Origin of the sequence: Haloarchaeobius litoreus (assembly GCF_024495425.1) — an archaeon.
Lineage (GTDB): Archaea > Halobacteriota > Halobacteria > Halobacteriales > Natrialbaceae > Haloarchaeobius > Haloarchaeobius litoreus.
The window spans coordinates 339,110-365,766 of record NZ_JANHJR010000004.1; the positions used below are offsets into that span (position 1 = coordinate 339,110).

22 protein-coding genes are annotated in these 26,657 nt (G+C 66.2%); 13 read left to right on the top strand and 9 right to left on the bottom strand.

Going from position 1 to position 26,657, the window contains the following annotated elements:
* Window positions 1-225 precede the first annotated feature (225 nt).
* The 3 genes from NOW55_RS19335 to NOW55_RS19345 are packed head-to-tail and all read right to left on the bottom strand — an operon-like array spanning window position 226 to window position 3,117.
* On the bottom strand, window positions 226-435 hold the full coding sequence (locus NOW55_RS19335) for a hypothetical protein (RefSeq protein ID WP_256401763.1): 210 nt from the start codon (window positions 433-435) through the stop codon (window positions 226-228).
* Window positions 432-938 (bottom strand): hypothetical protein, encoded by a 507-nt coding sequence (locus NOW55_RS19340; RefSeq protein ID WP_256401764.1) that lies wholly within the window; start codon window positions 936-938, stop codon window positions 432-434. The genes NOW55_RS19335 and NOW55_RS19340 overlap by 4 nt, the downstream gene beginning before the upstream one ends.
* 1 nt (window position 939) lies before the next feature.
* The gene (locus NOW55_RS19345; protein WP_256401765.1) at window positions 940-3,117 is read right to left on the bottom strand and encodes a hypothetical protein; all 2,178 of its coding nucleotides are present in this window, start codon (window positions 3,115-3,117) and stop codon (window positions 940-942) included.
* 539 nt (window positions 3,118-3,656) lie between these two features.
* On the opposite strand from NOW55_RS19345, the gene NOW55_RS19350 reads away from it, so the two are divergent.
* Window positions 3,657-5,300: an alkaline phosphatase family protein gene (locus tag NOW55_RS19350; protein ID WP_256401766.1), complete on the top strand. Its 1,644-nt coding sequence runs from the start codon at window positions 3,657-3,659 to the stop codon at window positions 5,298-5,300.
* Window positions 5,297-6,301: a lipid II:glycine glycyltransferase FemX gene (locus NOW55_RS19355; protein WP_256401767.1), complete on the top strand. Its 1,005-nt coding sequence runs from the start codon at window positions 5,297-5,299 to the stop codon at window positions 6,299-6,301. The genes NOW55_RS19350 and NOW55_RS19355 overlap by 4 nt, the downstream gene beginning before the upstream one ends.
* Before the next feature lie 52 nt (window positions 6,302-6,353).
* Here NOW55_RS19355 and NOW55_RS19360 read toward each other — a convergent pair whose 3' ends face one another.
* A complete protein-coding gene (locus NOW55_RS19360) occupies window positions 6,354-6,662 on the bottom strand; it encodes a DUF5658 family protein (RefSeq protein ID WP_256401768.1) in 309 nt (102 codons plus the stop codon).
* Window positions 6,663-6,923: 261 nt separating this feature from the next.
* Here NOW55_RS19360 and NOW55_RS21000 point away from each other — a divergent pair, with 261 nt between their 5' ends.
* The 4 genes from NOW55_RS21000 (at window position 6,924) to NOW55_RS19375 (ending at window position 12,104) form a co-directional block, all read left to right on the top strand.
* Window positions 6,924-7,106 (top strand): DUF7837 family putative zinc-binding protein, encoded by a 183-nt coding sequence (locus tag NOW55_RS21000; RefSeq protein WP_438266590.1) that lies wholly within the window; start codon window positions 6,924-6,926, stop codon window positions 7,104-7,106.
* Window positions 7,107-7,417: 311 nt separating this feature from the next.
* Window positions 7,418-7,915: an HTH domain-containing protein gene (locus NOW55_RS19365; protein ID WP_256401769.1), complete on the top strand. Its 498-nt coding sequence runs from the start codon at window positions 7,418-7,420 to the stop codon at window positions 7,913-7,915.
* Between the two features lie 1,587 nt (window positions 7,916-9,502).
* The gene (locus tag NOW55_RS19370) at window positions 9,503-10,996 is read left to right on the top strand and encodes a Cdc6/Cdc18 family protein (protein WP_256401770.1); all 1,494 of its coding nucleotides are present in this window, start codon (window positions 9,503-9,505) and stop codon (window positions 10,994-10,996) included.
* 211 nt (window positions 10,997-11,207) lie between these two features.
* Window positions 11,208-12,104, top strand: a complete 897-nt coding sequence (locus tag NOW55_RS19375) for a universal stress protein (protein WP_256401771.1) — start codon at window positions 11,208-11,210, stop codon at window positions 12,102-12,104.
* Between the two features lie 222 nt (window positions 12,105-12,326).
* On the opposite strand, the gene NOW55_RS19380 is transcribed toward NOW55_RS19375, so the two are convergent.
* Window positions 12,327-13,016 (bottom strand): haloacid dehalogenase type II, encoded by a 690-nt coding sequence (locus NOW55_RS19380; RefSeq protein ID WP_256401772.1) that lies wholly within the window; start codon window positions 13,014-13,016, stop codon window positions 12,327-12,329.
* 127 nt (window positions 13,017-13,143) lie between these two features.
* Between NOW55_RS19380 and NOW55_RS19385 the strand changes: the two genes are divergently transcribed.
* Entirely contained in the window at window positions 13,144-14,574 is a 1,431-nt protein-coding gene (locus tag NOW55_RS19385) for an FAD-dependent oxidoreductase (RefSeq protein ID WP_256401773.1), read from the top strand.
* Window positions 14,575-14,632: 58 nt separating this feature from the next.
* Here NOW55_RS19385 and NOW55_RS19390 read toward each other — a convergent pair whose 3' ends face one another.
* Window positions 14,633-15,007 (bottom strand): winged helix-turn-helix transcriptional regulator, encoded by a 375-nt coding sequence (locus NOW55_RS19390; protein WP_256401774.1) that lies wholly within the window; start codon window positions 15,005-15,007, stop codon window positions 14,633-14,635.
* Between the two features lie 488 nt (window positions 15,008-15,495).
* Here NOW55_RS19390 and NOW55_RS19395 point away from each other — a divergent pair, with 488 nt between their 5' ends.
* Window positions 15,496-16,794, top strand: coding sequence for a hypothetical protein (locus NOW55_RS19395; protein WP_256401775.1), 1,299 nt, complete (start codon window positions 15,496-15,498; stop codon window positions 16,792-16,794).
* A gap of 30 nt (window positions 16,795-16,824) precedes the next feature.
* Window positions 16,825-18,333: a right-handed parallel beta-helix repeat-containing protein gene (locus NOW55_RS19400; protein WP_256401776.1), complete on the top strand. Its 1,509-nt coding sequence runs from the start codon at window positions 16,825-16,827 to the stop codon at window positions 18,331-18,333.
* Between the two features lie 298 nt (window positions 18,334-18,631).
* On the opposite strand, the gene NOW55_RS19405 is transcribed toward NOW55_RS19400, so the two are convergent.
* Entirely contained in the window at window positions 18,632-19,594 is a 963-nt protein-coding gene (locus NOW55_RS19405; protein WP_256401777.1) for a phosphoglycerate dehydrogenase, read from the bottom strand.
* A gap of 130 nt (window positions 19,595-19,724) precedes the next feature.
* On the opposite strand from NOW55_RS19405, the gene NOW55_RS19410 reads away from it, so the two are divergent.
* Complete coding sequence (locus NOW55_RS19410; RefSeq protein WP_256401778.1) at window positions 19,725-20,486, top strand: 3-deoxy-manno-octulosonate cytidylyltransferase; 762 nt, start codon at window positions 19,725-19,727, stop codon at window positions 20,484-20,486.
* Between the two features lie 7 nt (window positions 20,487-20,493).
* Entirely contained in the window at window positions 20,494-22,062 is a 1,569-nt protein-coding gene (locus NOW55_RS19415) for a flippase (RefSeq protein WP_256401779.1), read from the top strand.
* 37 nt (window positions 22,063-22,099) lie between these two features.
* On the opposite strand, the gene NOW55_RS19420 is transcribed toward NOW55_RS19415, so the two are convergent.
* Window positions 22,100-23,275 (bottom strand): glycosyltransferase family 4 protein, encoded by a 1,176-nt coding sequence (locus NOW55_RS19420; RefSeq protein WP_256401780.1) that lies wholly within the window; start codon window positions 23,273-23,275, stop codon window positions 22,100-22,102.
* Window positions 23,276-23,464: 189 nt separating this feature from the next.
* Between NOW55_RS19420 and NOW55_RS19425 the strand changes: the two genes are divergently transcribed.
* Window positions 23,465-23,965 carry a gluconate 2-dehydrogenase subunit 3 family protein gene (locus NOW55_RS19425; RefSeq protein WP_256401781.1) on the top strand — a complete coding sequence of 167 codons (501 nt, stop codon included), beginning with the start codon at window positions 23,465-23,467 and terminating at the stop codon, window positions 23,963-23,965.
* A gap of 1 nt (window position 23,966) precedes the next feature.
* Window positions 23,967-25,655: a GMC family oxidoreductase gene (locus tag NOW55_RS19430; RefSeq protein WP_256401782.1), complete on the top strand. Its 1,689-nt coding sequence runs from the start codon at window positions 23,967-23,969 to the stop codon at window positions 25,653-25,655.
* A 20-nt stretch (window positions 25,656-25,675) separates the two neighbouring features.
* On the opposite strand, the gene NOW55_RS19435 is transcribed toward NOW55_RS19430, so the two are convergent.
* Window positions 25,676-26,599 carry a hypothetical protein gene (locus NOW55_RS19435; RefSeq protein ID WP_256401783.1) on the bottom strand — a complete coding sequence of 308 codons (924 nt, stop codon included), beginning with the start codon at window positions 26,597-26,599 and terminating at the stop codon, window positions 25,676-25,678.
* Between the last annotated feature and the right edge of the window lie 58 nt (window positions 26,600-26,657).

Genomic DNA, 26,657 nt, shown 5'->3' on the forward strand with positions numbered 1-26,657 from the left:
CTGACCGGGTTCGAGGGGACGCCCCGGTTTTGTATTGTGCCGGGTACCGGCCGGCGCGGATGGTAGCCAGTTCCTGACCACCGACACAGTAACACACGACCAACCGCAGACGGGACCGTGAAGACGAGGGAGTATTGCTGGGGGAGTGACCGCGTCAGCGGGGACCTGCAGGGTACAGCCTAAACCGTCGGACCGGTGCGCCCGGTTGCGAGACGGTCGGTCAGCTCACGCCATGTCCGAGAGGTCGACGAGGTCGTCCTCGCCGACGACCATGAAGGCGTCGTCGTGGAGCATGTCCTCGTCCTCCGGGAGCAGCAGCAGCCGCTCGTACTGCTCGGCCTTCACCACGCTGATCGAGAGGCACTCGTACTCGAGGTCGGTTTCGGGATGGGGATGGGGTGCTGCATCCTTCCACTCCTGTTCGAGGTCGGTCATCTCGACCGGCCTCCGAGCCGGAGGTCGACGTTGCCGTCGACGGACACTGCCTCCAGCCTTCCCGAGTACCGGTAGACGTGGATGCCGTCGTTGACGATGCCGACGACCCGGCCTTCGGTGGGAGGTGCCGGCTGTTCGACGGCCTCCGCGTCGCTGCTGGCGTCGCAGTCGGCCCGAATCTCGCCCGACACCGACAGCGTGTAGGTCGCGTCACCCTGGGTGTCGCTCCCGTCGACGAGTAGCTCGTTCGGCAGCGGGTCGGCGTCCTGTGCGGTCTCGGACGCCTGGTCCGCGGTTGTGTCAGTCGCGCCAGACGGGGTTCGATCCGTGCTGTCGATCCCAGTGTCAGCGTCGTTCACATCCGCATCCTCGGGTGACTCCTGCCAGTCGACATCCACGTCGACCACGAAGCCGTCCGAAGCCTCCGTGATGGAGACCGACCGGTACTGCTCCTCCTCCGTCGGCTCGTTCGAGCGCCGCGGTTCCCGGCTGCGCTCTACCATCTCAGACCCCCTGGAGCGAGACGTCGGCATTGCCGTCGACGGTTACCTCGACGACGGAGCCGGAGTAGCGGTAGACGTCCGCACCGTCGTGGACCAGTCCGATGACCTTGCCGTCGCGGGCGACGTCCTCGAACCGGTCGAACTGCCCGGCTGCGGTACTGCTGGCGTTGTCCTTGACGACATCGCCGGAGACCGTCACCGTGTACGCCGTCACGCTGTCCGCGTCGGTGCTTTCGATGACCAGTTCGTTCGGGAGCGCCTCGTCGTCGGTCGTGTCGTCCGCCGTCGAATCGTCGGACGTGGAGTCGTCGGACGTGGAGTCGTCGGTCGACCCATCGTCCGTCGAGCCATCGTCGGTCGACCCGTCGGACGAACCGTCGTCCGAGCCACCGTCGTCGCTGGACTCGCCGACGAGCGCCTCGAAGGTTGTCGACTCGCCGTCGATGGCGACCGAGACGTCGTACTCGCCCGGGAACTCGTAGTCGACGACCTCGCCGGTGAAGACGTACGAGTCGACGGCATCGGGGTCGAGTCCAACGCTCACGACCGTCGTCGTCCCGTCGTCGTTCTCGACGATGCGGTCCGTGTCCGTCTCGGACTCGGGTCCGTACTCGGCGTCACCGGAGACCGTGACGGAGAGCTCGGGAACGTCGTCGGGGTTGTCGGGGGACGCCTGCACGCGGAGCTCGTGCTCCTCGGCGGTGTCCTCCGACGGTTCCTCCTCGGTGTCCGAGGGCTCCTCGCCGACGAGCTCCGCGAACGTGGTAACCGTCCCGTTGAGCGAGACGTCGACCACGTACCCGTCCGGCAGGCTGTAGTCGACGACTTCGCCGTCGAAGAGGAACGAATCGAGCGCGTCCGGGTCGAGGCCGACGCTCGTCATCGTGGTCGTGCCGTCGTCGTTCGCGGTGATCAGGTCGGTATCGGCCTCGGCTTCCGAACCGTAGTCGGCATCCCCGGAGACCGTCAGCGAGAGCTCGGCCACGTCGCCGTCGTTGTCGGGCGAGGCGTGCAGGACGACGTTGTTCTCGTAGTCGTCCGGTGTCGTCTCGCTGGTGCCACCCGAATCCGGTTCGCTCGCACCGGCGTCGATGGGTGCGCCGAGGAACTCCTCGAAGTCGGTCCGCGGCGGTGTCGCTCCGTCGCCACGGGTGACGTCGGATTCGTCTACGCCTTCCAGCTCGAGGTTGCCGCCGCCGGAGATGTGGACGTTCTCGGCGGACCAGCTGGCGTCGGAGCTCTTGTTCCGGACCACCGGCTGACCCGTCTCGTTCAGGACACGGCAGTTCCGCATCACACCGGCCGTCTCGTCGGCGCGGAGCTCGACCGGCGAGCCCGCCCCGGAGACGTCGCGATAGACGAAGTCGCAGTTCTCGATGACGTGATCGCCGGGCTCGCGGAGCCGGATACCACGTGCGTTCGCCGAGTTCGCTCCGTCGGTCGGCACCTCGCCGTCGATGATGACCAGCGAGTTGTACACCTCGCTGTCGCCGAATCCCAGGCGGATGCCCGCGATGTTGTTGTTGTGCGAGACGCAGTTCTCGTAGACGACGCGGCCGTTGTCGGTGTACGCACCGTTGTTGCCGAAGCCCTGCCAGTAGCAGTTCCGGACGAACGCCTCGCCGGCGTGCTCGCTGTCGGCGTAGAGGAAGCGGTCCTCCTCCTGGCTCGCACCGTCGGGTGCGCGGATGTGCTCGAACCGGAGGGTGCCGTCGGAGCCGACGGCGAAGGTAATGCCAGCCTTCGGCTCGGGGTTCGCACCGCGGAATGTCACGTTCTGGAACAGGACCGTCCCGCTCCCGTGTGCGAATTCGCCGCCTAAGGTGCTGTTTACCCTGAAGACGACGTCGCCGATCTCGCCGTCGCCGACGAGGGCGGCGTCACCCTCGTCCGGACCGGAGAGGGTACCGTTCCACTCGTACTCGCCCGGGGGAATATGGACCTCGTTACCGCTCACGAAGAACTCGTCGATGTACGGGTCGATCTCGTCACCCGACGAGAGTCCCTCCGTACCGAGGTCGACCACGGTCCCGAACTCGCCGTTAGGCGCCGCCGAAGCAGTCGAGCCGAACGCCCCGAGCGTCGCCGCCGAAGCGGCCGCCGTCCCCAGGAATCGGAGCGCTTCACGCCTGCTTACTCCGCCAGTCTGTTCGTCAGCGTTGGCCTTGTCAGATGCCATGGACCAGTAGCCCGGGACTACCCCATTAGTAATTTTCACCAACTCGCACCCGAACTGTACCCGACTGCAACCGGTTGCTGGCGAGATACCGACCGACTACCGACCACGTACCGACTGGACTAGGTTGCTTGCAGCCCGTCCGACGCGAAGATTTCGGGGTCCGCGAAAGAAGGGATTTCTGCGAGTAACCACCGCATTTGGTCGACGGGTTCGTGTTCCAGTGCCAGAAAACGCCTCCCTACCGGCCTGTAGAGGGCTTCTACCCGCAAATCAGGAGGCTCTCTACTCGACCGGTGTGCTGGCCACCGGACAGGTGCCCGCTGCGTCGCCCGGAGTCGGGCTGGCCCCCTCTCCAGGTCGAGGTCCTGCTATCGTCCACCTCAGAGCACTCCCAGGGCCGGGAGTCTCCCATCGCGATCTTGCCCCACGGGACCCTCGTTCCGTCAGGTTACTTTCGCCGGTCGTGCGCCGGCTAACTCCCGGCGGTCCCCGACATACCGCTGCATAACAAAGGGTAGCGCTATGCTCTCAGCGCCCACATGCCAACCGAGTCGGATGCCGGCGTCGAGACACTCCTCGTCGGCGTCGATGCAGCCTGTCCTCGAATTCTGGACGAGCTCTTCGAGAAGGGGGTGACACCGAACCTCGAATCCTTCTTCGACGCGGCCGCGAGCGGACCGCTCGCCTCGCAGCTCCCGCCCTGGACTCCCAGTGCCTGGCCCTCGATATACACCGGCGTGAACCCGGGTAAGCACGGCGTGTTCGGCTTCCTGCGCTTCCGGGGCTACGACTGGGACGTGGTCGACTACGGGGACGTCCGCGAGTTCTCCCTCTGGGAACTGCTCGGCCAGCAGGGCAAACAGAGCGTCGTCGTCAACGTCCCGGTCACCGGGCCACCGCGCTCGTTCCCCGGCGCACTCGTGCCGGGGTACGTCGCCCCCGAAGAACCGACCTGTCACCCCGACGGGCTGTTCGACGAGCTCCGCGAGGTCGTGCCGGAGTACCGGGTCTACCCACCAGACGCCGACCGTCGGGACGAACAGCTCCAGCACTACCGGGACTGCGTCTCGTCCCGCGTCGAGGCGTTCGACTACCTCGTCGACCGGTTCGCACCCGACTTCGGCTTCGTCCAGTTCCAGGTATGCGACACCGTCTTCCACGAGTATCCCGGGGACTGGAACGCCGTCGAATCGGTGTACGAGGCCGTCGACGAGGCCTTCGGTCATCTCCTCGACGAACACGACCCCGAGACCGTCGTCGTCGCCAGTGACCACGGCATCGGGGAGTACGGGGGCTACGAGTTCCGCGTGAACGAGTACCTCGCCGACCGGGGCTACATCGAGACGACCCGGGACGGGTCCGGGATGCCCTCCTGGGCGAGCATCGCCCGCGAACAGTTCCACGACGGCGACGAGCAGGGAGGGCACCTGACCAACGCCGTCGAGCAAGCGACCCAGCGGGCGGTCGCGACCGCCGCACGTGCCGGCGTCACGGCCGACCGCGTCTACCGGTATCTCGACCGGGTCGGCCTCGCCGAACCCGTCGCTGAGCGGCTCGGTCCCGACATCGTACGAGCGGGCACCCGTCGGGTCGACTTCGGCGAGTCGATGGCGTTCATGCGCGACCGAATCGAACTCGGCGTCCGCCTGAACGTCATCGGCCGAGAACCCGACGGCGTCGTTTCCCCCGACGACTACGACTCGGTCCGTACCGAGCTCGTCGACGCGCTGGAACGGGCGCAGACTCCAGACGGGGAGCGGGTGTTCGAACGGGTGTTGCCCCGCGAGGCTGTTTTCCACGGTCCGTACGTCGAGGAGGCGCCCGATCTGATCGTCGTCCCGGCCGGGTTCGACCAGTTCCTCTCCGCCTCCCTCCGGGGCGACCAGTTCGCACCACCGAGCGAATCCTGGAACCACAAACCGACCGGCTCGGTCGCCATCGTCGGTCCGAACATCGACCAGCAGCAGTCGGTTCGGGACGCCGGGCTGCTCGACATTGCACCGACCATCTGTTCCTCGGTCGGTGTGCCAGTCCCCGACCGGATGGACGGCGAGGCACTCGACGTCGTCCCGACGCCACCCCGTGAACAGTACCCGCCGTACCCCCACGGTGGCGGCGGCGAGGCGACGCGACGGCATCCAGCCGGTGCGACCGACTACGAACCAATCGAGGAGATAGAATGAGCTACGACTGCGAGGAGCTCGACCCGGCGGACCGAGACCAGTGGAACGAACTCGTCGAAACTGCCCCACAGGGGACGCCATTCCACCTCTTCGAGAGCCTGGAGGTGTTCGCCCGCGACTCCAGCACGGAGCTCCACCCCCTCCTGGTCCGGAAAGGACAGGAGCCGATCGGTCTGTTCCCCGTCTTCGAGCGCCGGGTCGGTCCCATCCCCGTCGCGTTCTCACCGCCACCGAACCTGAAGATCGAGTACATGGGGCCGGTGCTCGTCGAGCGACAGCGGCTGAAGCCGCGCCGCCGCGAGAAGCGACTCGCACGGCTGATCGATACCAGCCTGGACTGGGTCAACGCCGAGATCGATCCCCGGTTCGTCCACGCCAGAACCGGAGCCCGGTTCGACGACCCCCGACCGTTCATCTGGCGGGACTGGGAGGTCGTCCCGAGACACACCTACGTCGTCGACCTCACCCGGGATCTCGACGACCTGTTCATGGCCTTCAGCGCGGACGCGAGGTCGAACGTCCGCCAGGCCGAAGAGTACGATGTGGTGGTCAAAGAAGGCGAGCGCGAACACATCGAGCCGATCATCGACCTCGTCCGACGGCGGCACGAAGAGCAGGACGTGACGTACCCGCTTGGAGCCGCCACCGTGGAGTCCCTGTACGACTCACTTCCCGACGATGTGTTACGGCCGTACGTCTGTGAGTTCGAGGGCTCGTTGGTCGGTGGGCAGCTGTCGCTCGAACTCGGCGAGGACCACTTCGTCTGGACCGGCACCAGCGAACGCGACATCCCCATCGACCCCAACGACCTGATGGACTGGCACGCGATCCAGCAGGCGGCCGAACAGGGACTGAAGCGGTACGATTTCGTCGGCGCGAACAACGAGCGGATCACCGGCTACAAGGCGAAGTTCGCCCCCGAACTCGAGCGGTACTACCGACTCGAACGGTCCACCTTGCCGACGCGGACCGCCGCCAGGGCGTACCAGCGCATCTCCTGAACACCCACTCCAGTTGGAGTCCGTTCCCCACCCCAGCCCAGTTGCAGTCCGTTCAGGCCCAGCAGCGGATGATGACCAGCCCGTTGTGTGCCGCTACGACAGTCGCTGTTACCGTCGGGATGCCGTACCCCACGAACCGTACCACACGGGGTGGTCGACCCAGACGGGTCCAGAGCAGTACCCCCGTTTCTGTGACGACCGTCACCAGCAGCACACTGGCGAACGAGAACCAGACCAACGCCGGGAACATCCCGACGGCCTCGAACCCCGCACGCATGACCGGGTTCAACTCCTCGGTGCGCTCGAAGAGCGAGAGACCGACGAGCGTCGTTCCGGCGTCGAGTGACTTTGCGACCGTCACCGATGCGATCCCGAAGCCAGCAGTCGGTCGTCGTATCTCATGCGCGGAGATCCCAGTTGCCATTCGACCGTCCGGATGCGAGCAGCCCCCTTCGTTAGCTGGAGAGTTCAGATAGTATCGGCTTACTGAACGTGAGCGACACTCCGGTTCCCCTTCGTTTTCCAGTGGACGTGTGAGCGTCTGCTGGCCGTGGATAAGTGCACTCTTCCAGCCATGTAGAAGGTCTGTAACAAAGAACCCCGACTGTGTGCACTCCACCGTATGTCGCACAGCCCAGAGACCGACAGTTCGGATCGCCACGAGTTAGGCGGCTGTCCACACTGTGGGACGCGACTAGCACGGGGGGATGTGTTGATCAGCTACACCGGGGGAGACCAACAGCGCCACTGGGTCGACTGTCCGAACTGTCGCGAGGTAGTGCACCCGCAGGGAGTGCGGGAGTGAATCGGAGGCGCTCCACAGGGCCAGCTGCGGCGTCGACGGGACGAATCGTGCGCCCGATTCCGGGGGACACTGAACACCGTGTCCAGTGAGGAACCGCGACGACTCGTGTCCGCCTCGCAGCTCGATGTGACGACGTACCCCAGCTCTCGCCAGACACCCGACATCGTCGACCTGTCGACGAGCAGCTGGAACTCTGCGACGAGACAGCTGCCTCACGTCCGGACAGGCCCCTGCCCGTGTTAGAGATCTCCCATCTGTGTGGCACCGCGACCATCGGTCAGCTTCCAACCCGTGCAAACCCGAATCCAACAATGTCCAACCAAATCGACACCCGGCTCGACACCGGCTCACTCACCGTCGAGCTGTTCGTCTGCGCATCGATGTACGGAACGTACGAGAAACAGAACGACATCATCCATCGGATCGATCGACTCGCCGACCGGGGTGTTGTCGACGAGTTCGACCGGTACACCTGGGCGCGCGAACTCTCACCCGCTGCCGAAGACACCTGGTGTGAGTTCGCTCGCGAGAAGTACGAGGAGTTCACCCGATGGGCCGAGCTGTCCAACCGGACACTCGAGCCCGCGTTCACGAGACGGTCGGTCTCCAACGATTTCGTCGGCGAACACTACGAGGTCATCCAGTTCCCGATACTCTCCATCGCGGTCTACGCGGGGGACAGACTGGTTCGACTTTCCCCGTCCGTCGACGCGGATGGTGTCGCCTACACCGTCGGGGACTGCCTCTCCGAACTCGAACAACTGGCAGAACAGCAGGTCCGCCAACCCCAACACGTTCCCGGACCGTAACTGAACGTCTACCGTATCCGAACACCCATCACCGTTTCCAGACACCCACCACCGTTTCAGCAATTCTCGGAGCCAGTACCGGTTCGAACAGCGCTGGCGTCGGCCGCAGGCAGAAGCAGACAGTGTCCGGATCGGGACGGTTCGAAGTTCTCGAGCGTGCCCGCCAGTCGGTGGCTCTGTGACAGCTGAACGCTGCCTCCCGTTCGAGTGAGAGCCCTGTAACCAACAGACAGATTGTTGGTTAAAGCACTCATTCCGCCTCGCACCGCTCTCGCCACTTCGTCGGTGAGTCACCCCCTTCACACGGCTCGGCGAGTCACGCCCACCCCCTCACCCCACACCCACCACCGTTTCAGCAATTTCACTGGTAATCGAATACTACCCGGACGATGGGGACACCCACCACCGTTTCGAGAATTCGGACGGCAGTCTCTGGAGGTAGTAGCCGATTACATCTGGCGGGTGGGTCGAGGAACTCGTGCTGCCGTGTCGGCTGGAGAGCCGCTCCAGCTCGGGGACACACACCACCATTTCGAGAATTCCTGTCCGTGTGCGGCCGAGCCGAGTAACCCACTTCTACCGATTGCGGGAGAGAGAACCCACCGAATGTCGGGACATCCCCACCACCGTTTCGGGAATTCGAGACGGAGTATCGGAGTCGAGACGGGGAATCGGAGTCGAGATGGAGAGATTGAGTCGTGACGAGCAATGGAGGGTCGCGTCGTTCCAGCTGTTCAGTCTTTGGATCTGGGGAGATTCATGAGGGAGAACGGTGAACACGTCCGCCGGTGTATCACGACGACGGACAGCTACCACTGTCGACGGGTAGCCACCACTGTTGACGGACACCCGGCACTGTCGACGGACACCCACCACTGTTTCGGCAATTAATCCAGACACGGGGAACTGGTTAGTCGAACTCAGCCACCTGCCCGGGCCCACCCACACCACCGTTTCAGCAATTCCCCGGTGGAACTCCCTCCGCACACGACCCGTGTAAAGATAGTCGAGAACCGAACTTTGGTGTTCGAGAACAAGACAGGGGTGTCGAACAGCTGCCAGTTGCGACACGCGGAATCGTGAGTGGAGGGGAATGACGGGGGAGACAGGGACAGAGACACGACCGGGGGGAGGGTGGACGGTTTCCGCACACCCACACCACCGTTTCGGCAATTCGGCGCAACACGGACCGGGGGGTGTGGCTCGTAGAAGCGGAGTCGAGTCAGATTGTTGAAACGATTTGGATGGATAGCATATAAGGAAGCGGATGTAGCCTCGATTTCCCATCCAAATTCTGCTCCTGAGTCTCTCTACCCCCACCCTTACTACTACTTACCGTTAACGTTATAAATAATAATAATAGCGATCGGACGACTCTGTTCGGAAGATTCGGGATCTCGGTCCGGTGAGACGCCTGAATTCCTGCATCGACCTCCTCAGGCAGTGATTCTCCCCCCACCCCACCTTCTCCCACGAATTCCCGAAACGGTGGTGTGGGTGTGGTGAGTCCCCCGGTCCAAATTCCAGACGTTCTCGACATTCGTGAAAGTAGGGTTTTAAGTGGCCTGCACGTGTGGTGTCTCGGTAATGACCCAGTTCTCCGAGACCTCGCCGATCTTCAAACGGGAGGAGGTCCTCCGTGAGGAGCACTACCCGGACGAGCTCCCGGAGCGGAAGGGCGAGATGGACGACCTGCACATGTCCCTCGCACCGGCGGCACGGGGTGTCGGAGCGAACAACGTCTTCCTGCACGGGAAGGCTGGTCAAGGGAAGACCGCGGCCGCACAGGCGAAACTGTCCGAGCTACAGCAGCACGCCGAGGAGGAGTCCGACCATCTGAACCTGACGACCTGTTACGTCTCGTGTGAATCTCACGACCTCTCGACCTCCTACAAGGCTGCATCCCGGATCTACCAGGAGCTCACCGGTGAGACGAGACCGACGGGGTACGCCACGGACGTGGTCATGGACATGATGTTCGAGGCGATGAACGACATCGGCGGCACGATTATCATCGTCCTCGATGAGATCGACACGCTCGGCGACGACGACCGCATCCTCTACAGTCTTCCCCGGGCACGGGCCCAGGGGTACGTCGGCGACCACGTCTTCCCGAGTATCATCGGTATCAGTAACGACCTCCAGTGGCGCGACAACCTCAGCCCGAAGGTGAAGAGTTCGCTGTACGACGACTCCGTGTTGTTCTCGCCGTACGACGCGACCCAGCTCCAGCAGATCCTCCGTCGGCGGGCTGCCAAGGCGTTCCGCGATACGGAGCTCGTTCCCGTCGACGGAGCAGCTCTTCCGCCGGACGCCGACGGTGATAGCGAGCCAGCAGAGTCGTCGACACCGTCACAGACTGCACCGGACGACGATACGGCAGAAGAACAGCAGACTCACGACGAGACACCTGTCGAAGGACCCACCGTCTCGGAGGACTCAGAGACCGAGGAACTGACGGATGAGCAGTCCGACAGCCCGCTGGCGGGGACACCGATCCAGGTCGACAACTCGGGGCAGGAGTACATCTTTCGGAGCGGGATACTCACCGACGACGTCATCCCGCTCATCGCCGCACTGTCTGCACAGGACACCGGCGACGCCCGGCAGGCGATCAAGTACCTCCGGAAGGCGGGCGAGTTGGCCGACAAGAGCGACGAGCCGATGGTCACCGCCGAGCACGCTCGCGAGGCGCAGGCGCTCGTCGAGCGGGAGGCGGTCGTGGAGGCGATGCGGGAGATGACCACGCAGGCACATCTCGCACTCGCGGCCCTCACCGCGCTCGAGCTCTCGGGAGACGCCCCGGTCCGCGCGAAGCCCATCTACGGCGTGTACAAGAGCATCGCTTCGGAGGTCGACGCGGACAAACTCGGGCAGCGCCGGTTCAAGGACCACCTCCGCGAACTGGATATGCAGGGTATCGCCGACGGGGAGAAGGTTGCAGCCGGTTCGATCGGCGGGCCGGCCTGGCAGTACCAGCTTCAGGTGGACACGGAGATCGCCGTCGAGGTGCTGAAGGACACGACGCGCGTGGCGAACATCAACTTCAAGACCATCGGCGACGACCGCTCGCTCCCCTGAGCGGTCGGTCGAGTGGCGTCGGCCCGAGCCCATTCCCCGGGACACCCCCACCACCGTTTCGAGAATTATAGCGAGCCCGTCGGTGGGTTCTTGATCCGCTTCCGTTCCAGCGACGGTGCGTGTCGGGCCTCCAGAGTCGACACCGGTATTTGAACTTCGGGGTCGGCACAGGTATTTAACGTCGTGTACGTCGAATCGGCAGACGATAACGATGTACGACACAGTCCTCGTTCCGACGGACGGCAGCGACCACGCCCTGCGCGCAGCGGAACACGGTCGGTATCTGGCCGACCTGTTCGACGCGACGGTTCACGTCGTCTCGGTCATCGACGAGACGGCGGGTACCGGGCCGTTTGGTCTGGCGGGCGATGATGCGGAAGCCGCCAACCGACTCGAAGCCGAGGCGGAGGCTGCGATAGACACAGTGGTCGGGGTGATGGACGAGTCGTTCGAGATCCAGCGGGAGGTGCTTCGAGGGACACCGGCCGAGGCGATCCTCGGCTACGCCGACGACCACGGGATAGACTTCCTCGCGATGGGGACCCACGGTCGAACCGGAGTCCAAAGGTACGTCACCGGCAGCGTGACTGAGTCAGTCGTGCGCCACGCGAGGGCACCGGTACTCACGGTTCGGTCGGTCGAGGAGAGCCGTGTCGAGGGCTCGTACGACGAGGTGTTGCTCCCGACCGACGGTAGCGAGGAGGCTGGCGGGGCGATCGAACACGGCCTCAGAATCGCGGAGTTCGCCGACGCACGGGTACACGTCGTGAACGTCGTCGACGTCGTCGGGCTCGGTGCGAGTCCGGAGTACACGATGCCGACCAGCGTGCTCGAGGACCTGGAATCCGCCGGAGAATCGGCGACGGAAGACATCGCGAAGCGGGCGAGAGACACCGGGCTCGAAGCCACGACCACGGTGCGTCATGGCTCACCTGCCAGGGAACTCCTCGACTACACGACGGAGTTCGACATCGACCTCGTCGCGATGGGAACCGCCGGGCGGTCGGGGATCGGGAGGTTCCTCCTCGGAAGCACGACCGAACGAATCATGCGGCACGCGGATGTCCCGGTGGTGGCGGTGAACGCCGGCGAGTCCCCGACTGAATGATCGAGCGAGAGGTCGACTGAGTGACCGAGCGAGAGGCCGATTGAATGATCGAGTGAAAGCCCGGTGAGAGACCGGACTGCCGCACCTGGAACCTATTAACCAACACACCGGTTGCGTTGGTTAAGGCATGCCACGCAGGCACTGCTGCGTCCACATCCTGCATCCCACCATCCCCCGCCTCGCGCTCCTCATCCGCTTTCCGACGCTCCTACCCGCTCGCTCCTACTTCGGCCCGACGAGCTCGTCCGCGACAGCAGCGAGTGACTCGACGTGGAGGTCCGGCGACGGCCCGAACGGTTCCCAGGGCCTTCCCTGGCGGTTGACCCACGCGGCCTGCATTCCGGCGTGAACGGCTCCGAAGACGTCGAACCAGCCGGCGGTCACGTGCAGGATCTCCTCGACCGGTGTCCCGGTCCGTTCGGCAGCGTGTCGGTACAGTGTGGCATCCGGTTTGAAGGTCGCCACCTCGTCGGCACTGATGCTGTCGACCACCAGATCCCCGATGGCCGCGTGCTCGACCATCGACTGCAGCATCTCGGGGTCACCGTTCGAGAGCACGAACGTCGGGACGCCGGCGTCGTGCAGGCGCTCGATGCTCTCGACGACGTCCTCGAACACCTCGAGCTCGTGGTAGACCGCGAGAATCTCGTCCCGTTCGTCCGTGTCGAGATGCACCTCGTTCGCGAGGAGTGCGTACTCCAGTGCATCCCGAAGGATGTCGTAGAACCGGACGTAACCGTCGATCTGGTTCGCGACGAACGTGTACGCCAGCGACCGCGAGCGCCACAGCCGGGAGACGGGCTCCGGGTCCGGAACCCGGTCGGCCAGTGCGTCAGTTGCCGCGGTCACGTCGACGAGGGTTCCGTAGGAGTCGAACGTGACCGTCGTCACGTCGGATGGGTCGAGCGACATACGTGGCACACTCGTGGTAGAATCGTATAGCTGCCGGGGTGTCGTGCGGAGGGGCGACCAAACCGACGACGGCGGTTACCTCGACTACACTCGAACAGTTACAAGCCAGGGGGCCGAGGGTTCCGGTATGACCGACCCGTTCGTGATTATCGGCGGCGACGCGGCAGGACTGAGCGCGGCCAGCAAACACCGGCGAGAGAACCCCGACCGGGAGGTGATCGTCTTCGAGAAGGGTCGCTGGGTCTCCTACGCCGCCTGCGGAATGCCGTACTACGTGAAGGGAGAGGTGGAGTCGCTGATGGACATGCTGTCGTTGACACCGGAGAAGGCGGCGGAACGGGGTATCGACCTCCGTCGAGAACACGAGGTCGTCGGCGTGGACACCGACGCGGGCAGCGTCACCGTCGAGGGTCCCGACGGACGGTTCGAACAACAGTACGGTGATCTACTGGTGGCGACCGGCGCGCGTGCCGTCTCCGAACCCATCGAAGGTGCCCGACTCGAAGGTGCGTTCACGATCCACAGCATGGACAGCGCGGCGGCAGTACGGGCCTTCCTCACCGACCCCGAGAGCCCCGAGTTCGCGGAGCCGGACGTTCCGTACGTGGACACGGACCTCGTGGAGCGATTCCTGGCGAGAGAGCCCCCGGAGACGGCTGCCATCGTGGGTGGCGGCTACGTGGGCGTGGAGATGGCGGAGGCGTTCGCCGCACACGACCTCGACGTCCACCTGTTCCAGCGGCCGGATCAGCTCCTGGAGCCGTTCGGGGAGGCTGTCGGCGACGAGGTCGCAGAGACGCTCCGAGAGGAGGGCGTGAACCTGCACCTCGGCGAGGAGGTCGAGCGGCTCGAATCCGACGGCGATGGGGCTGTTGGCACGGTCCGTTCGTCCGTCGGGACGGTCGACGCCGACCTGGTCGTCGTCGGTATCGGTGTCCGGCCGAACAGCGGGCTCGTAGCCAACACGCGAGTGGAACTCGGGGTGTCCGGTGCCATCGCGACCAACCGGTACGGCGAGACGAGCGTCGAGGGGGTGTACGCCGCCGGTGACTGTGCGGAGATGCGCCACACCGTCACGGGGAGTCCGGACTGGGTCCCACTGGGCCTGACGGCGAACCGGGCCGGGCGCGCGGTCGGCCAGACCGTCGCCGGCGACCCGACGCCGGTCGGTGCCATCTCGGGCACGGCGGTCGTCAAAGCGTTCGAACTGGAGTGTGGCCGCACGGGGCTGGTCGACCACGAACGCGCTCGCGAGGCGGGGTTCGACCCGGTCTCGGAGACCGTGACCGCGGGCTCGCGGTCGGGCTACTACCCCGGGGCTGCGGAGACGACGGTCACACTGACTGCCGACCGCGGCACCGGCAAGCTCCTCGGCGGAACCATCGTGGGAACGGACCGGGCGGCGATCCGTATCGACACCGTCGCGACGGCACTGGAAAACGGGATGACCGTCGGTGAGCTGGAGCGAACGGACCTCGCGTACGCGCCACCGTTCAGCCCTGTCTGGGACCCCGTCCTCGTCGCGGCGAAGGTACTGAACGGCACGCTCGAGGACTGAGCTGAAGTGCCGGGACAGGAAGGACTGTATCCCTCTCGGGACGCCGTAGAGGCGGGCGTCACTCGGACGGTTCGGTCAGGTGTTCGAGCCCCCAGTCCCGCATCGAGACGATCACCGGCTCGAGTGACTCGCCGTGTTCGGTCAGCGAGTACTGGACGCGGAACGGTTTCTCGCTGACGATATCGCGGTCCACCAGCCCCTTCTCCTCGAGGTTCTCCAGGCTGTCGGAGAGCACCTTCGAGGAGATCCCGTCGACGTTGGTCTTGAGCTCGTTGAACCCGCTCGGTCCGTGCTCGAGGAGCCGGTGCACGATGACTGGATGCCACTTCCGTCCGATGAGCGAGGCGGTCGTGGTCACCGGACACCAATCCTCGCCGGCACACCAGACCTCGAGCTCGTCGACAGCATCGCCGTCCACGGAGTTGTCGGTCATACGGGCCTCATCTCGGGGATCGGTCTTAATAGTGAGCTATCGAAAGTCCATTTCCGAGGGTAACCACCGTCGGAGCGGACGAAGACCAGGCAACATCTTGTCCGTCTCCTCGAACGAGACGGAGGATTCGATGGTCCCGTCGATACCGTCGACGACCACCTTTCCACTAGTGCGGTGCCTCTGTCCCGCGATGCTCGACGGGCTCGGCGTTCGATTCCTGTCGCTGATCCTGGCGCGCCTCAGAAGTCCTGCCCTGGACACTTACCAGAGTACGGCTGCATTACTCCACGAGAACAGTCGGTAGAACCGGATTAATCGGGTAATCCCGTCCTACAACACGAACGACCGTGTCCTACTGCAACTGGTCGGTAAGCGTTCGCAGCACTCGGCAACTGGTCCCGAAAGAGACGCTACGTCGGGGATAGACGTGTGTTCCCGGTCCAGAGTGGTAACTACGCTTATGGGCGTAATCCCAAATTACTGGCTCGATGTCCGAAGAACCGCCCGACGATTCAACAGGTAACGACCTCTTACCCGGGGATTCGGGGCACGAGTCCCGGGTCCGCCGCCGGTCGTTCCTCACGGCTTTGGCCACGGCGAGTGCGGGACTCGTCGCGGGCTGTAGCGAGACAGGAGACTCCACTGGACCGACGTCTTCGCCGCCCGAGACGACCCACGGGTACGGGGGCGTTCCGACCACGGAGCGACCATCCTCGACGCGAACGACACCGACCCCGACGACGACCACCGGGCCGGGTGGCGACGGCACGACCGAACCGGGGACCACGCCGCCCGAAACCACGACGCCGGGGGACGGGAGCACCGGTTCCGGCGGGTCGAACGGTGGCGGCGGTGGTGGCGGCTCCGGCGACGGTGACGCCACGGGGACGCCAGCGGTGCCGACTGTCGAGAACGGCGAAGCGGTCACGCGCCGACTCGGACGTGGCGAGACGGCCTGGGTCGCACTTGGCTCCACCGCACCGGCGTCCCTCGTGGCGTCCGCACGGCGCACGGATGGGACCGAGGCCTTCGCGGTGACGCTGTACGGTCCCGATGGCTCGCTTCTCGCCCACGAGTTCGTCGACGGCGCGTCGACGACGCTCCGCGCACGCGCCGAACAGACCGGAGCACAGCACTGCCGGCTCTCGAACCTCGGCACGACCGAGATCGAGTGCGTGGTCGCCGTCGAGACCTCCAACCCCCGACCGCTCACGGGAGGCGAGAGCGACGAGAGCGGGGATGATGGCTCCTTCGAGGTGACGAGCCTCCAGACCGATGGCTCGGTCACGGAGACGGTGCCGCCCCGGGGAACGGGCTGGTACCGGGTCGACTTCGACGCGGACGTACTCGCGAGCATCACGGCGAACTCGTCGGCCGCGGACGGGAGTTTCGCGCTGTCGCTGTACGAGCCCGACGGCGGGCTGCTCGACCATCGCAGCACCGCGAACGGTGAACTGGCGGTCGAGGTGCCGACGACCGCCGCGGGCGGCCATCTCGTCCGGCTCTCGAACACGAGTACCGAGTCGCTCCCGGTTCGGGTCGCGGCGAGTTCCGAGCGACCGGACGACGGCGGGGAGCCCGAGCCGACGACCACGTCGGAACCGACCACGACGACCACCTCGGAACCGACCACGACGGCGGCACCGACGACGACCACGACCACTGCCGCCCCCACGACGACTGCAACGACCACCACGACCACCACGACCAGCGATGAGTCAGGCGACGACGGCGGACTCGCCCAGCTCGGCTACGGAATGGGCGGCTACGGTGGGGCGTCGAACTGACAGACTAACCAAGACACACAGACACCTACGATGACAGACTACCACGGCTACAACACCCCCTCGCAGGGGACGACGGACTGGCACGTACCGATCAACGAGAACTTCGACCGACTGGACACGGACGTCACCGTCTGGGACAGCGCCGGCAACCGAGGAGCCTACACTCCGAAGGACGGTGCGCACTTCGTCGCGGAGGACACCGGCGCAGTGTACCGCGGTGACGGCAGCTCGTGGACCCAGATCGGCTCGATCGCGGAGAGCGACACCGGCGACGCACCGGGGTCCGCCTACTACAACAAGGTGACCTCCTGGGGCGACCTCCAGGGAGCTATCGACGCGGCCCACGAAGCAGGCGGCGGCACCGTCCTGCTCGCTGCCGGCGAGTACGGCCCGCTCGGCGTCGACGACCAGATAACGATGAAAGGTAACGTTACCCTTCGCGGTGAAGGTCCAGGCGTCACGCACATCGTGTATGAGGGTGGGGACGACTCGCTCATCGGCGACAGACAGGAGGCAGACTCGGACATGGTCCTCGGCGACCTCTCCGTCGCCGGCAACGGCGTCGCCGACGGCGCCATCCACTGGGGCTACGGCAACGACGACGGCGTCTACAACGAGCGCAACTACATCGAGAACGTCCATGTCACCCAGTGCGCGAACGGCGGCGTCGGCTTCCGGCACGTCCACGACGGCGCGTTCCGCGACTGCGTCATCGAGGAGTGCGGCAAGGTGAGTATCAACGCCGCCGTCGAGTGTAAGGGGGTTATCATCTCCAACTGCGTCATCAACGACTGCCGGACCTGGCCCGACTCCACGGACGACTTCCTGCACGGCACCAGCGTCGAGCAGTCGAGCGAGTGCATCGTCGAGAACTGTGTCGTGAAGGGCGGTGGCGCCAACGGCGCGTCGCCGGCGTTCAACTTCAACACGGTCAACAACTCCACGCTGACCGGCAGCGTGGCCCACGACGTGAACTGGGGCGTCGAGAGCGTCCGCGACGCCTACTCGAACACGTTCGTCGGCAACACGTTCACCGACATCAACGAGTACGGCATCTACGTCCAGCACTACACGGCCGACTCGGAGAACCCCGACCGCGAGGTCCTGTACAACCAGGTCATCGGGAACAACTTCCGGAACCTCGGTGGCCCGGCCTACGAGGGGGCCTACGGCTTCAGCTGCCAGTTCATGAACAACACCATCGTGAACTACGGTACCAACACCAACACCGACGCACAGCACGCCGTCTGTACGTACAATTCCCCGCTGCTGCACACCGAGGGGAAGGTCAGCGGGAACATCATCCGGGGTGGCGCACAGGACGTGGCGGCTATCAACCTGGGCTCGCCCGAGACGGTGACACAACTCCACATCCAGGACAACTACTGCGACGACGACATCGTGGCCGAGGTGAGCGGCGCATTCGCGACCGGGAACGACGTCGAGGGCAACCTCACGCTCTCCGGTGGCGATACCGCCGCGATGAACAACCGGGCCAGTGGGTCGGTGTCGGCGGATTCGGCCCAGGGCAACGTCTGAGACGGTCGGGTCGAACCTCGACCGGACAGGAATCCCGGACGGTCCACGGTCCGAGGACTGCCGACGGGACGCTGCGTCGCCCGTGGTCACGACTCTCTCGTCCACGCGCGGCGCAGCTCGTTGGTAGTCTTCGGATCGTGGCGGCGTGTGCGCCACTCCCAGTGCACGTCGTCACCATGCGGTCCGTCTGCGACCCGGAGTCGGGTGAACGAGACGCCGGCGTCCGACGAAGAGTTCGCGGTCGAAGCGGCCTGTCCACGTCGATGACGCCTGTCCCAGACGGTTGGTCGGCGACGAGTCAGTCGGTCGACGCCGGTGTTGTCGTCTCGGCGAGTCCGTTCACGAGGTTCTCGATACAGCGCTCGTTCGTCCGCTGGACCGCCTCGTGCGTGTTCTGTGCGTTGTGCGAGCCCAGGAGCACGTCGTCGAGTTCGGTCAGGGGGTCGTCCGATGGGAGCGGCTCACGCTCGAACACGTCCAGTGCGGCACCGGCGATGGTGCCGTCACGGACGGCGGCGACGAGCGCCGACTGGTCGACGATCTCGCCACGGGACGTGTTGACGAGGTAGCCGTCCGGACCGAGCCGCTGGAGCGCCGCGCGGTCCACCATCTGCTCCGTCTCCGAGTTCAGTGGACAGTTGATGCTGACGACGTCCGCGCGCTCGAACAGTTCGTCCCGGTCGACCCGCGAGATGCCGGTATCCGCGACGAGTTCGTCGTCGAAGGGGACCACGTCGTACCCGAGCACCTCCATCCGATGGGCGGCGGCGCGTCGGGCCACAGCCGAGCCGATGTTCCCGACGCCGACGATGCCGAGTGTCGCGCCGCGGAGCGACGTCCCACGGGGACAGTACCACTCGCCTGCCCTGACCGCGTCGTCGACATCGTGGAGCCGACGGGTGAGCATGGTGGTGTACCCGAGCACCACGTCGGCGACATCGTCTGAGAGCGTGCCGGGCGTGTTGTACACCGCGATACCCTCGTCCGCCGCCGTCTCCTGGTCGATGTTGTCGGTGCCGACGCCCCACTTCGCGATGACCTGCAGCCGGTCGGCCGCTCGGAGCACCCGGCCGGTGAGTTCGTCGTCGCCGGCGAGGACGGCGTCGTACTCGTCGATGCACGCGAGCAGGTCGGCTTCGGAGAGCTGCTGGTCGACGTCCGGCACGTCGTACGCGATGCCGTGCGATGCGAGCGTCTCGTCGAACTCGTGGATGGTGTCCTGGATGAGCGGACAGGAGATGAGGGCCCGGTGTTGGGACATGCGGTACACACCGGTAGTTCGAGAACCATGAAATAGCTTCGAGAGGGTTCTAGACCGCTGTACGGCGGTAATACCTCCATATCCGGGTACGCCGGGTATAACAAAGCCCGTGTCTCGGTACCAACGGCGCATGCGTACCGTCGCCGTCATTCCTGCACGGATGGGCTCGACACGGTATCCCGGGAAGCCGCTCTGTGACATCCACGGCCTCCCGATGATCGAACACGTCTACCGCCGGACCCGCATGAGCGACAGCCTCGACGCGACGTACATCGCGACCCCGAACGAGGAGATCAGGGAGGCTGCCGAGGAGTTCGGCGCCCCGGTCATCATGACGGGCGAGCACACCCGCTGCACCTCGCGGGTCGCCGAGGCTGCCCAGGGACTCGACGCGGACGTCGTCGTCGTCATGCAGGGTGACGAGCCGCTCATCCGCCCGGAGATGGTCGACACCGCGGTCGAACCGATGCTGGACGACCCGGACATCGGCTGTGTCAACCTCGCGAGCCGCATCCGCGACCGCGAGGTGTTCGAGGACGAGAACACGGTGAAGGTCGTGCTCGACGGGGACGACCGGGCGCTGTACTTCTCGCGCGAACCCATCCCGAACCTCCACGACGTGGCCTTCGAGGATGCGAGGGTCTACGAGCAGGTGTGTGCGATGCCGTTCCGCACGGAGTTACTGCAGACGTTCGTCGAGCTCCCGGAGACGCCGCTCGAACGGGCCGAGTCCATCGACATGCTCCGACTGCTGGAGCACGGCTTCGACGTCGACGTCGTCGAGACGGACGTCGAGACGCACGCGGTCGACACACCCGCAGACCACGAGCGGGTGAACGAGATGATGGCGGGCGACGACCTGTTCGCGGAGTACGCACCGCGCGAAGCCTGACCACCGCATGGACCCGGCTGAATCGTCCGAGACGACGGACGACGGTCCCGACCTCGGCTCGCTCCTCTACGGCTTCGCCCGGGGGAGTGGCATCCTGTTCATCGCGCTGGCCGTCGAGCTGATGTTCCGCTTCCTCGGGAAGGTGCTCATCGCGCGGGTGCTCGGCCAGGTCGCGTTCGGCGTCGTCGTCATCGGCATCACCACGGTCACCGTCGCCTCGATGATCGCGACGGTCGGGCTGAACAAGGGTGTCGGCCGCTTCTACCCGCGGTCCGACGACGAGGCGTATCGACGCGGTGTCGTGATCTCGGCCCTCCAGATCGCCGTGCCGGTCTCGATACTCGCCGGCGGCCTCGTCTTCCTGCTCGCGGGGCCGATGGCGACGCTCGTCTTCGACGACCCGGCCCTGACGCCGGTGTTCCGCATCACCGCCCTGGCCATCCCCTTCGCCGTGGTCGTGAAGATGGCCGTCGGAGCCGTGCAGGGACGCGAGCTGACCCGGCCGAAGATCCTCGTCCAGAACGTGGCGATGCCGTTCTTCCGGCTCGCGTTCTTCGCCGGTGCCCTGCTGCTCGGCGCACGAGCGGTCGGCGTGGCCTGGGCCTACACCCTCGCCGTGGTCCTCCCGGCCTGCCTTGGCGTCTACTACATCCACCGCTACACCGACGCGTTCTCGCCGGGCGAGTGGCGGCCGATGCACCGCAAGATGCTGTCGTACTCCTCTCCGATGATGCTCCGTAACACGATGACGATGATTCTGGTGCAGGCCGACACGTTCCTGCTCGGCGCGCTGGCGACCGTCGCAGCGACGGGCGTCTACAACACGGTGTACCCGCTCGCGATGCTCATCACCATCGGGCACAAGGCGACCGACTTCCTCTACCTGCCGCTGGTCTCCGGGCTCCACGCCGACGACGCGAGGCAGGAGATCGGCACCATCTACCGGCTCGTCTCGAAGTGGCTGTTCATCGTCAGCGTCCCCCTGCTCGTCGTGTTCGGCGTGTTCCCGGAGCTGGCGATCCGCTGGACCTACGGCCCGGAGTACGTCTCGGGGGCGCTCGCGCTCACCATCCTCGTCGCCGGGTTCTTCGTCGACACCGTCGCCGGCGTGAACGGTCGTACCCTCGAGGCCATCGGCTCAACGAGGGTCGTGATGTACGCGACGACCATCGCAGCGACGGTGAACCTCGCCCTCAACTGGCTGCTCATCCCCCGGTACACCGTCGTCGGCGCCGCCATCGCGACGACCGTCGCCTACCTCCTCCTGAACGGCATCTACACCGCGAGACTCTACCAGGAGACCGGCATCGTCCCGGTCGACCGGACGATCGCTCGCTTCGGCGTCGCCTCGCTGTCGCTCGTCGCGCTGTTCGCCGCCGTCAAGTTCGCCCTGCTCGACCCCGGTCTGTCGGGGAGTCTGGTGCTCCTGGCAGGGTTCGGACTGTGCTATCTCGTGGTCGTCGTCGTGCTCGGGCTCGACCGACCGGACGTGGAGCTCCTGATGCGGGCGGAACGCGAGCTGGGGGTCGATCTGGCGCCGGTGAAGCGTGTCGTCGCACCGTTCGTCGACTGGTGAGGGGCCGCGGTCCCCGTCTGAACCCGCCCGGGCCAACTCACCCGCCCGCCGCGGGTGTCGCCGCAGCGCTCCCCTCCGTCAGCACCGAGTCGACGACGGACCGGATGGTCCGGCGGAACCGTTCGCGGCCGAACTCCGACTCCACGTCCGGGAGCTGCTCGCGGAGCCGGTCCTGTTCGGCCCCGGAATCGAGCACCGTGGAGATGGAGTCGACCGCCTCCTCGACGGAGCTGTAGAGCAGGGTCGACAGTTCGCCGACGACCTCTCGCTGGCCGCCGCTGTCGGGGACGAACGGGAGCATGCCGCTCGCGACCTGCTCGGCGACCGCGATGCCGAAGTGCTCTTGTTCACGGCCGTGGAGGCCGTACCGGTGGCTCCCGAGCAGCGACAGCAACCGGTCACGGTCGACCTTCCCCTCGTACGTGACGAACTCCAGGTCCGACGTCCGTCGCTCGACTCGCTCCGTGTACCGTCTGTCGTGGGCGTGGCCCACGATGTGCAGGTGGACGTCGTGGCCACGGTCGACCAGCCGTTCGACGATTTCCAGGTTCCGGAGGACGTTCTTCTCGGGGGCGATGCGGCCGACCGTGACGAACCCGGATTCGCGCTCGCCCCACGGCTGTCCCGCGGGCAGGTCGGTCGTGTCCACGGGTGGGTAGCAGACGGCCGGTCGCGTGCCGTAGTCTCGGGCGACACGGTCGGCCGTCCAGCCCGAGTTCGCGAGCATCGCCCCGTCCGGACGTGCGGTGCCGACGCCGGCCGTAAGGAGCTCCGACAGCCACCGACGACCACGGTCAAGCGTCTCTGTCGCCGGTAGGCCGTGCTTGTGGTAGTAGACCACGGTCGGGGGCTCGAACGGGAACTCGCCGGCCGTCGAGACGACTAGGTCGGCGTCCCGCGTCTCGCGCTGGACCCACCGGACGAACGCCGCCCGCCGGAGCGACTGGAGCGCGACCCCCAGCCGCCGGTCGGTGACCTCGCCGAGACGGGCGAGCGTTCGCTGGGACGGGCGGCCCCGCCCGGTCCTGAACCGCACCGACGACCGGTCGATGGTCGTGCCGTAGAACTCATCGAGCTCCGCGACCGGGGGCAGCGCCCGCGTGAACACGGTCAGCTCGTGTTCGTCCTGGAGCGCCTCGATGGTGGCGGTACAGACCGCCTCGCCACCGCCGAACAGGTCGAGGCGGTCGTGGAAGATGGCGATGTCCGACATCTGGTTGGTTCTGCCCTCCCGACGGCGTGCTGGTACAAAGGAATGGGCCGACTTTCGACGGAAAGCTGCTGTTACCCGCGTTCGGGGAGCAAAGTCGCCGCCTACTCAAGAGCCACGAGTCCGAGAACCGCCTGTGACTCGCGTATCGACCGGGCGGCAGCGTCCGGGGCCTACAGGGAGGGACCGAGGATGGAACTGACCCGTCGAGACGCGGTCGTCGTGCTCGCGCTCACGGGCGCGGGTGCCGGCGTCTCGGGGCGACTGGTCGAACAGCTCGACGACGACCCGTTCGCCGAATCGGTGGCCGCACTCGCGGGGACCGTCTACCCCTCGGCCGTCGAGCTGGACGGCGAGTTCGTCCGGACGTACCTCGCGGGCCGGCTGGAGGCCGAACGCTCCGAGTACGGCTACGTGATGGACGCGTTCGACACGCTCGACGAGCACGCGATGCGTCTCTACAGCCGCGAGTTCACCGACATCGGGGTCGGTCGGCGGGAGGACGTGCTGCGCGACCTCGGCGTCGACGCTGCGAGCGCCGAACGGCACGGTTCGGTCCCCGAGCGGATCCGGTACCTCGTCGACGAGCTCCTGTTCGTCCTGTACACGTCGCCGACGGGCGGCCGCCTCGTGGGCAACGAGAACCCGGCTGGTCATCCGGGCGGGCTCGAATCGTACCAGCAGGAGCCGTGAGATGTCGGGGGCAGGACAGACACCACGGGCGCCGTCCAGGGACCCGGACGTCTGCGTCGTCGGGTCCGGGCCGGCGGGTGCCATCCTCGCCAACTCGCTGGCCGGCCGCGGACACGAGGTCGTCGTGCTGGAGGCCGGGCCGCGGTTCGACCCGAGCGAGCGCCTCGAGCGCATGGAGACCTCGATCCGGGGGTCGAAGCCGAAGGCGGCCGTCTGGGACATGGGTGGCGAGCGCGACCGCTTCCGGATGGACTCGAACATGCCGTACCGCCTGAACCTCGCCAGGGTGAAGGGTGTCGGGGGGAGCTCGCTCCACTGGGGTGGTACCGTCCCGCGCTTCCACGAGGTCGACTTCGAACGGGAGTCCAGGTACGGGTACGCCTCCGACTGGCCGTTCTCGTACGAGGACCTGCGGCCGTACTACGCGGCGGCAGAACGAGAGATCGGCGTGGCAGGGACGGACGACTCGCCGTTCTCGCCGCCCCGGGAGCACGACTTCCCGGTCGCGCCGTTCCCGCCGAGTTACTCGGACCGCGTCCTGACCGAAGCCTGTGAGGACCTCGGCATCGAGGTCCACACTATCCCACGCGCACAGGTCACGGAGCCGTACGACGGCCGGTCCGTCTGCCTCGCCTACGGTACCTGCAAGCCCGTCTGTCCGTCCGGGTCGAAGTACGACGCGACCATCCACGTCGACCGGGCGGTCGAGAAGGGCGTCCGGGTGCTCGACCGCGCCCCGGTCCAGCGCCTCGAACACGACGCGTCGGGCGACCGGGTCACACACGCGGTGTACGAGACGCCGTCCGGCGAGCGGTTCCGCCAGCCGGCAGACCACTTCGTCGTCGCCTGCGGCTCGGTCGAGACGGCACGGTTGCTCCTGCTCTCGGATTCGGAGACGTACCCCGACGGGCTCGCGAACTCCAGCGGCCAGGTTGGACGGAACTTAATGTCCCATCCCTACGTGACGGGCGTCGGCCGACTCGACCAGCAGACAGGACAGAACGAGATCGGCTTCTCGACGACGATGACACACCAGTTCTACGAGAACGAGGGTGGACGGCCCGGGAGCATCCAGATCGAGTTCCTCAACAACGCCGAACCGGCCCTCGGGACGCTGGCGACGGCGAAGTCGACGATCCTCGACGATTTCCTCGACCTGACCGCGACCCCGGACCGCTTGGGTGTCTGGCAGGACCTGCTGTCGGAGCCCATCGGGACGACGTCCTGGGGCGACGAACTCCTCGAGGAGATGCGGTCTGTGTACGGCACGCACCTCGGCCTGACGGCCACCGTGGAAATGCTCCCCGACCCTGAGAACCGGGTCACCCTGCACCCGAGGCGGACCGACGACCACGGCAACCCCATTCCGGACGTGTCCATCCACACCGGCGAGTTCGCCGAGGAGACGCTCTCGTTCGCCGAGGAACGGATTCATGAGATACTGGCGGCGACCGGCGCGGAGGAGATTGCGACCACCCGCGGCTGGTCCCCGCACCAGTCGGGCACCGCACGGATGGGCGAGGACCCTGCGACCAGCGTCGTCGACGCCCGGCTCAGAGCACACGACCTCGACAACCTCTCCATCGTCGGGGCGAGCGTGTTCCCGACCGACACAGCCGTCAATCCGACGCTCACCATCGTCGCGATCTCGCTTCGCGCGGCCGACGACCTGGACACGTCGCTGGGGTGAGCTGTCGCCGGCCGGACCGCCTACTCGCTCCCGTCGCCGGCGGTCACAGTCGGGTTCGTGTTGCCATCGTCGGCCGCAGACTTCACGGGACGTTCGTCGTCCCCGCCTGCAGACACGGCTGCGGTCGGTAGCAGTCCGACCACGGCGACGAGCGCCACCGCCGCGATACAGAACTGGAGCAGCTGGCCGACCCACAGGGTGTGGGCCGCGAACTCGAAGACGCCCACGATGCGGTGTGGGACGTGCTGTTCGACGACCGGCGGCGGGAGGAGCTCGAGGTCGTGCACGACGGTGTCGGTGGCGGTCGCGACACCCAGCCATGCGAGACCGACGACCGCCAGGAGCAGCCCGCGTTCGACGGAGGTGTTCGGTATCCAGTCAGCTCCCGGTCCCATGGACTCCGGGAGGACGTCGAACCGGTCGAGGAGGACGTAGCCAGCTGCAAGGCCGATCGTCGAGACGATTGTGCCCACCGCTCCCTCGACCGCCAGCGGGGCGAAGGGGTAGCCCGCGACGGTCGCGGCGAGCCCGCCGAACAACGCGTTCCCGACGCTGGCGGCCGCGACGGTGCAGACGATGAAGGACAACAGGAGCCGCCAGCGCCCGGTCGTGACGCTCCTGTCGTCGCCGGGAGACCAGCAGCGCCACGCGACCGCCGCCGCGGCTCCCCTACCGACCGCCATCGAGAGCGAGTACCCCAGGTCACCCCCCACGAACGCCGCCTCGACGACCGCACCACCGACGGCACCGACCACGCCGACCGGCCCGGCGGCGATCCCGAAGAGCACGGGAAGGCCGGCGGATGGTCTGAGGATGACGTGATGTGGGCCGCTCGTGGTCACCAGCGGGTCGACGACGAGCGAGACGAGTGCGTAGCCGATGGCGAGCGCGACGACGGTGGCTGGACCACCAGTGGGCGCTACTCGCCACGACCCCCGGGTCATGGCTGTTGTACGGGGCTCCTGCAGGATAACTACCTGCTAGTTACTGGCGCCGCGACCC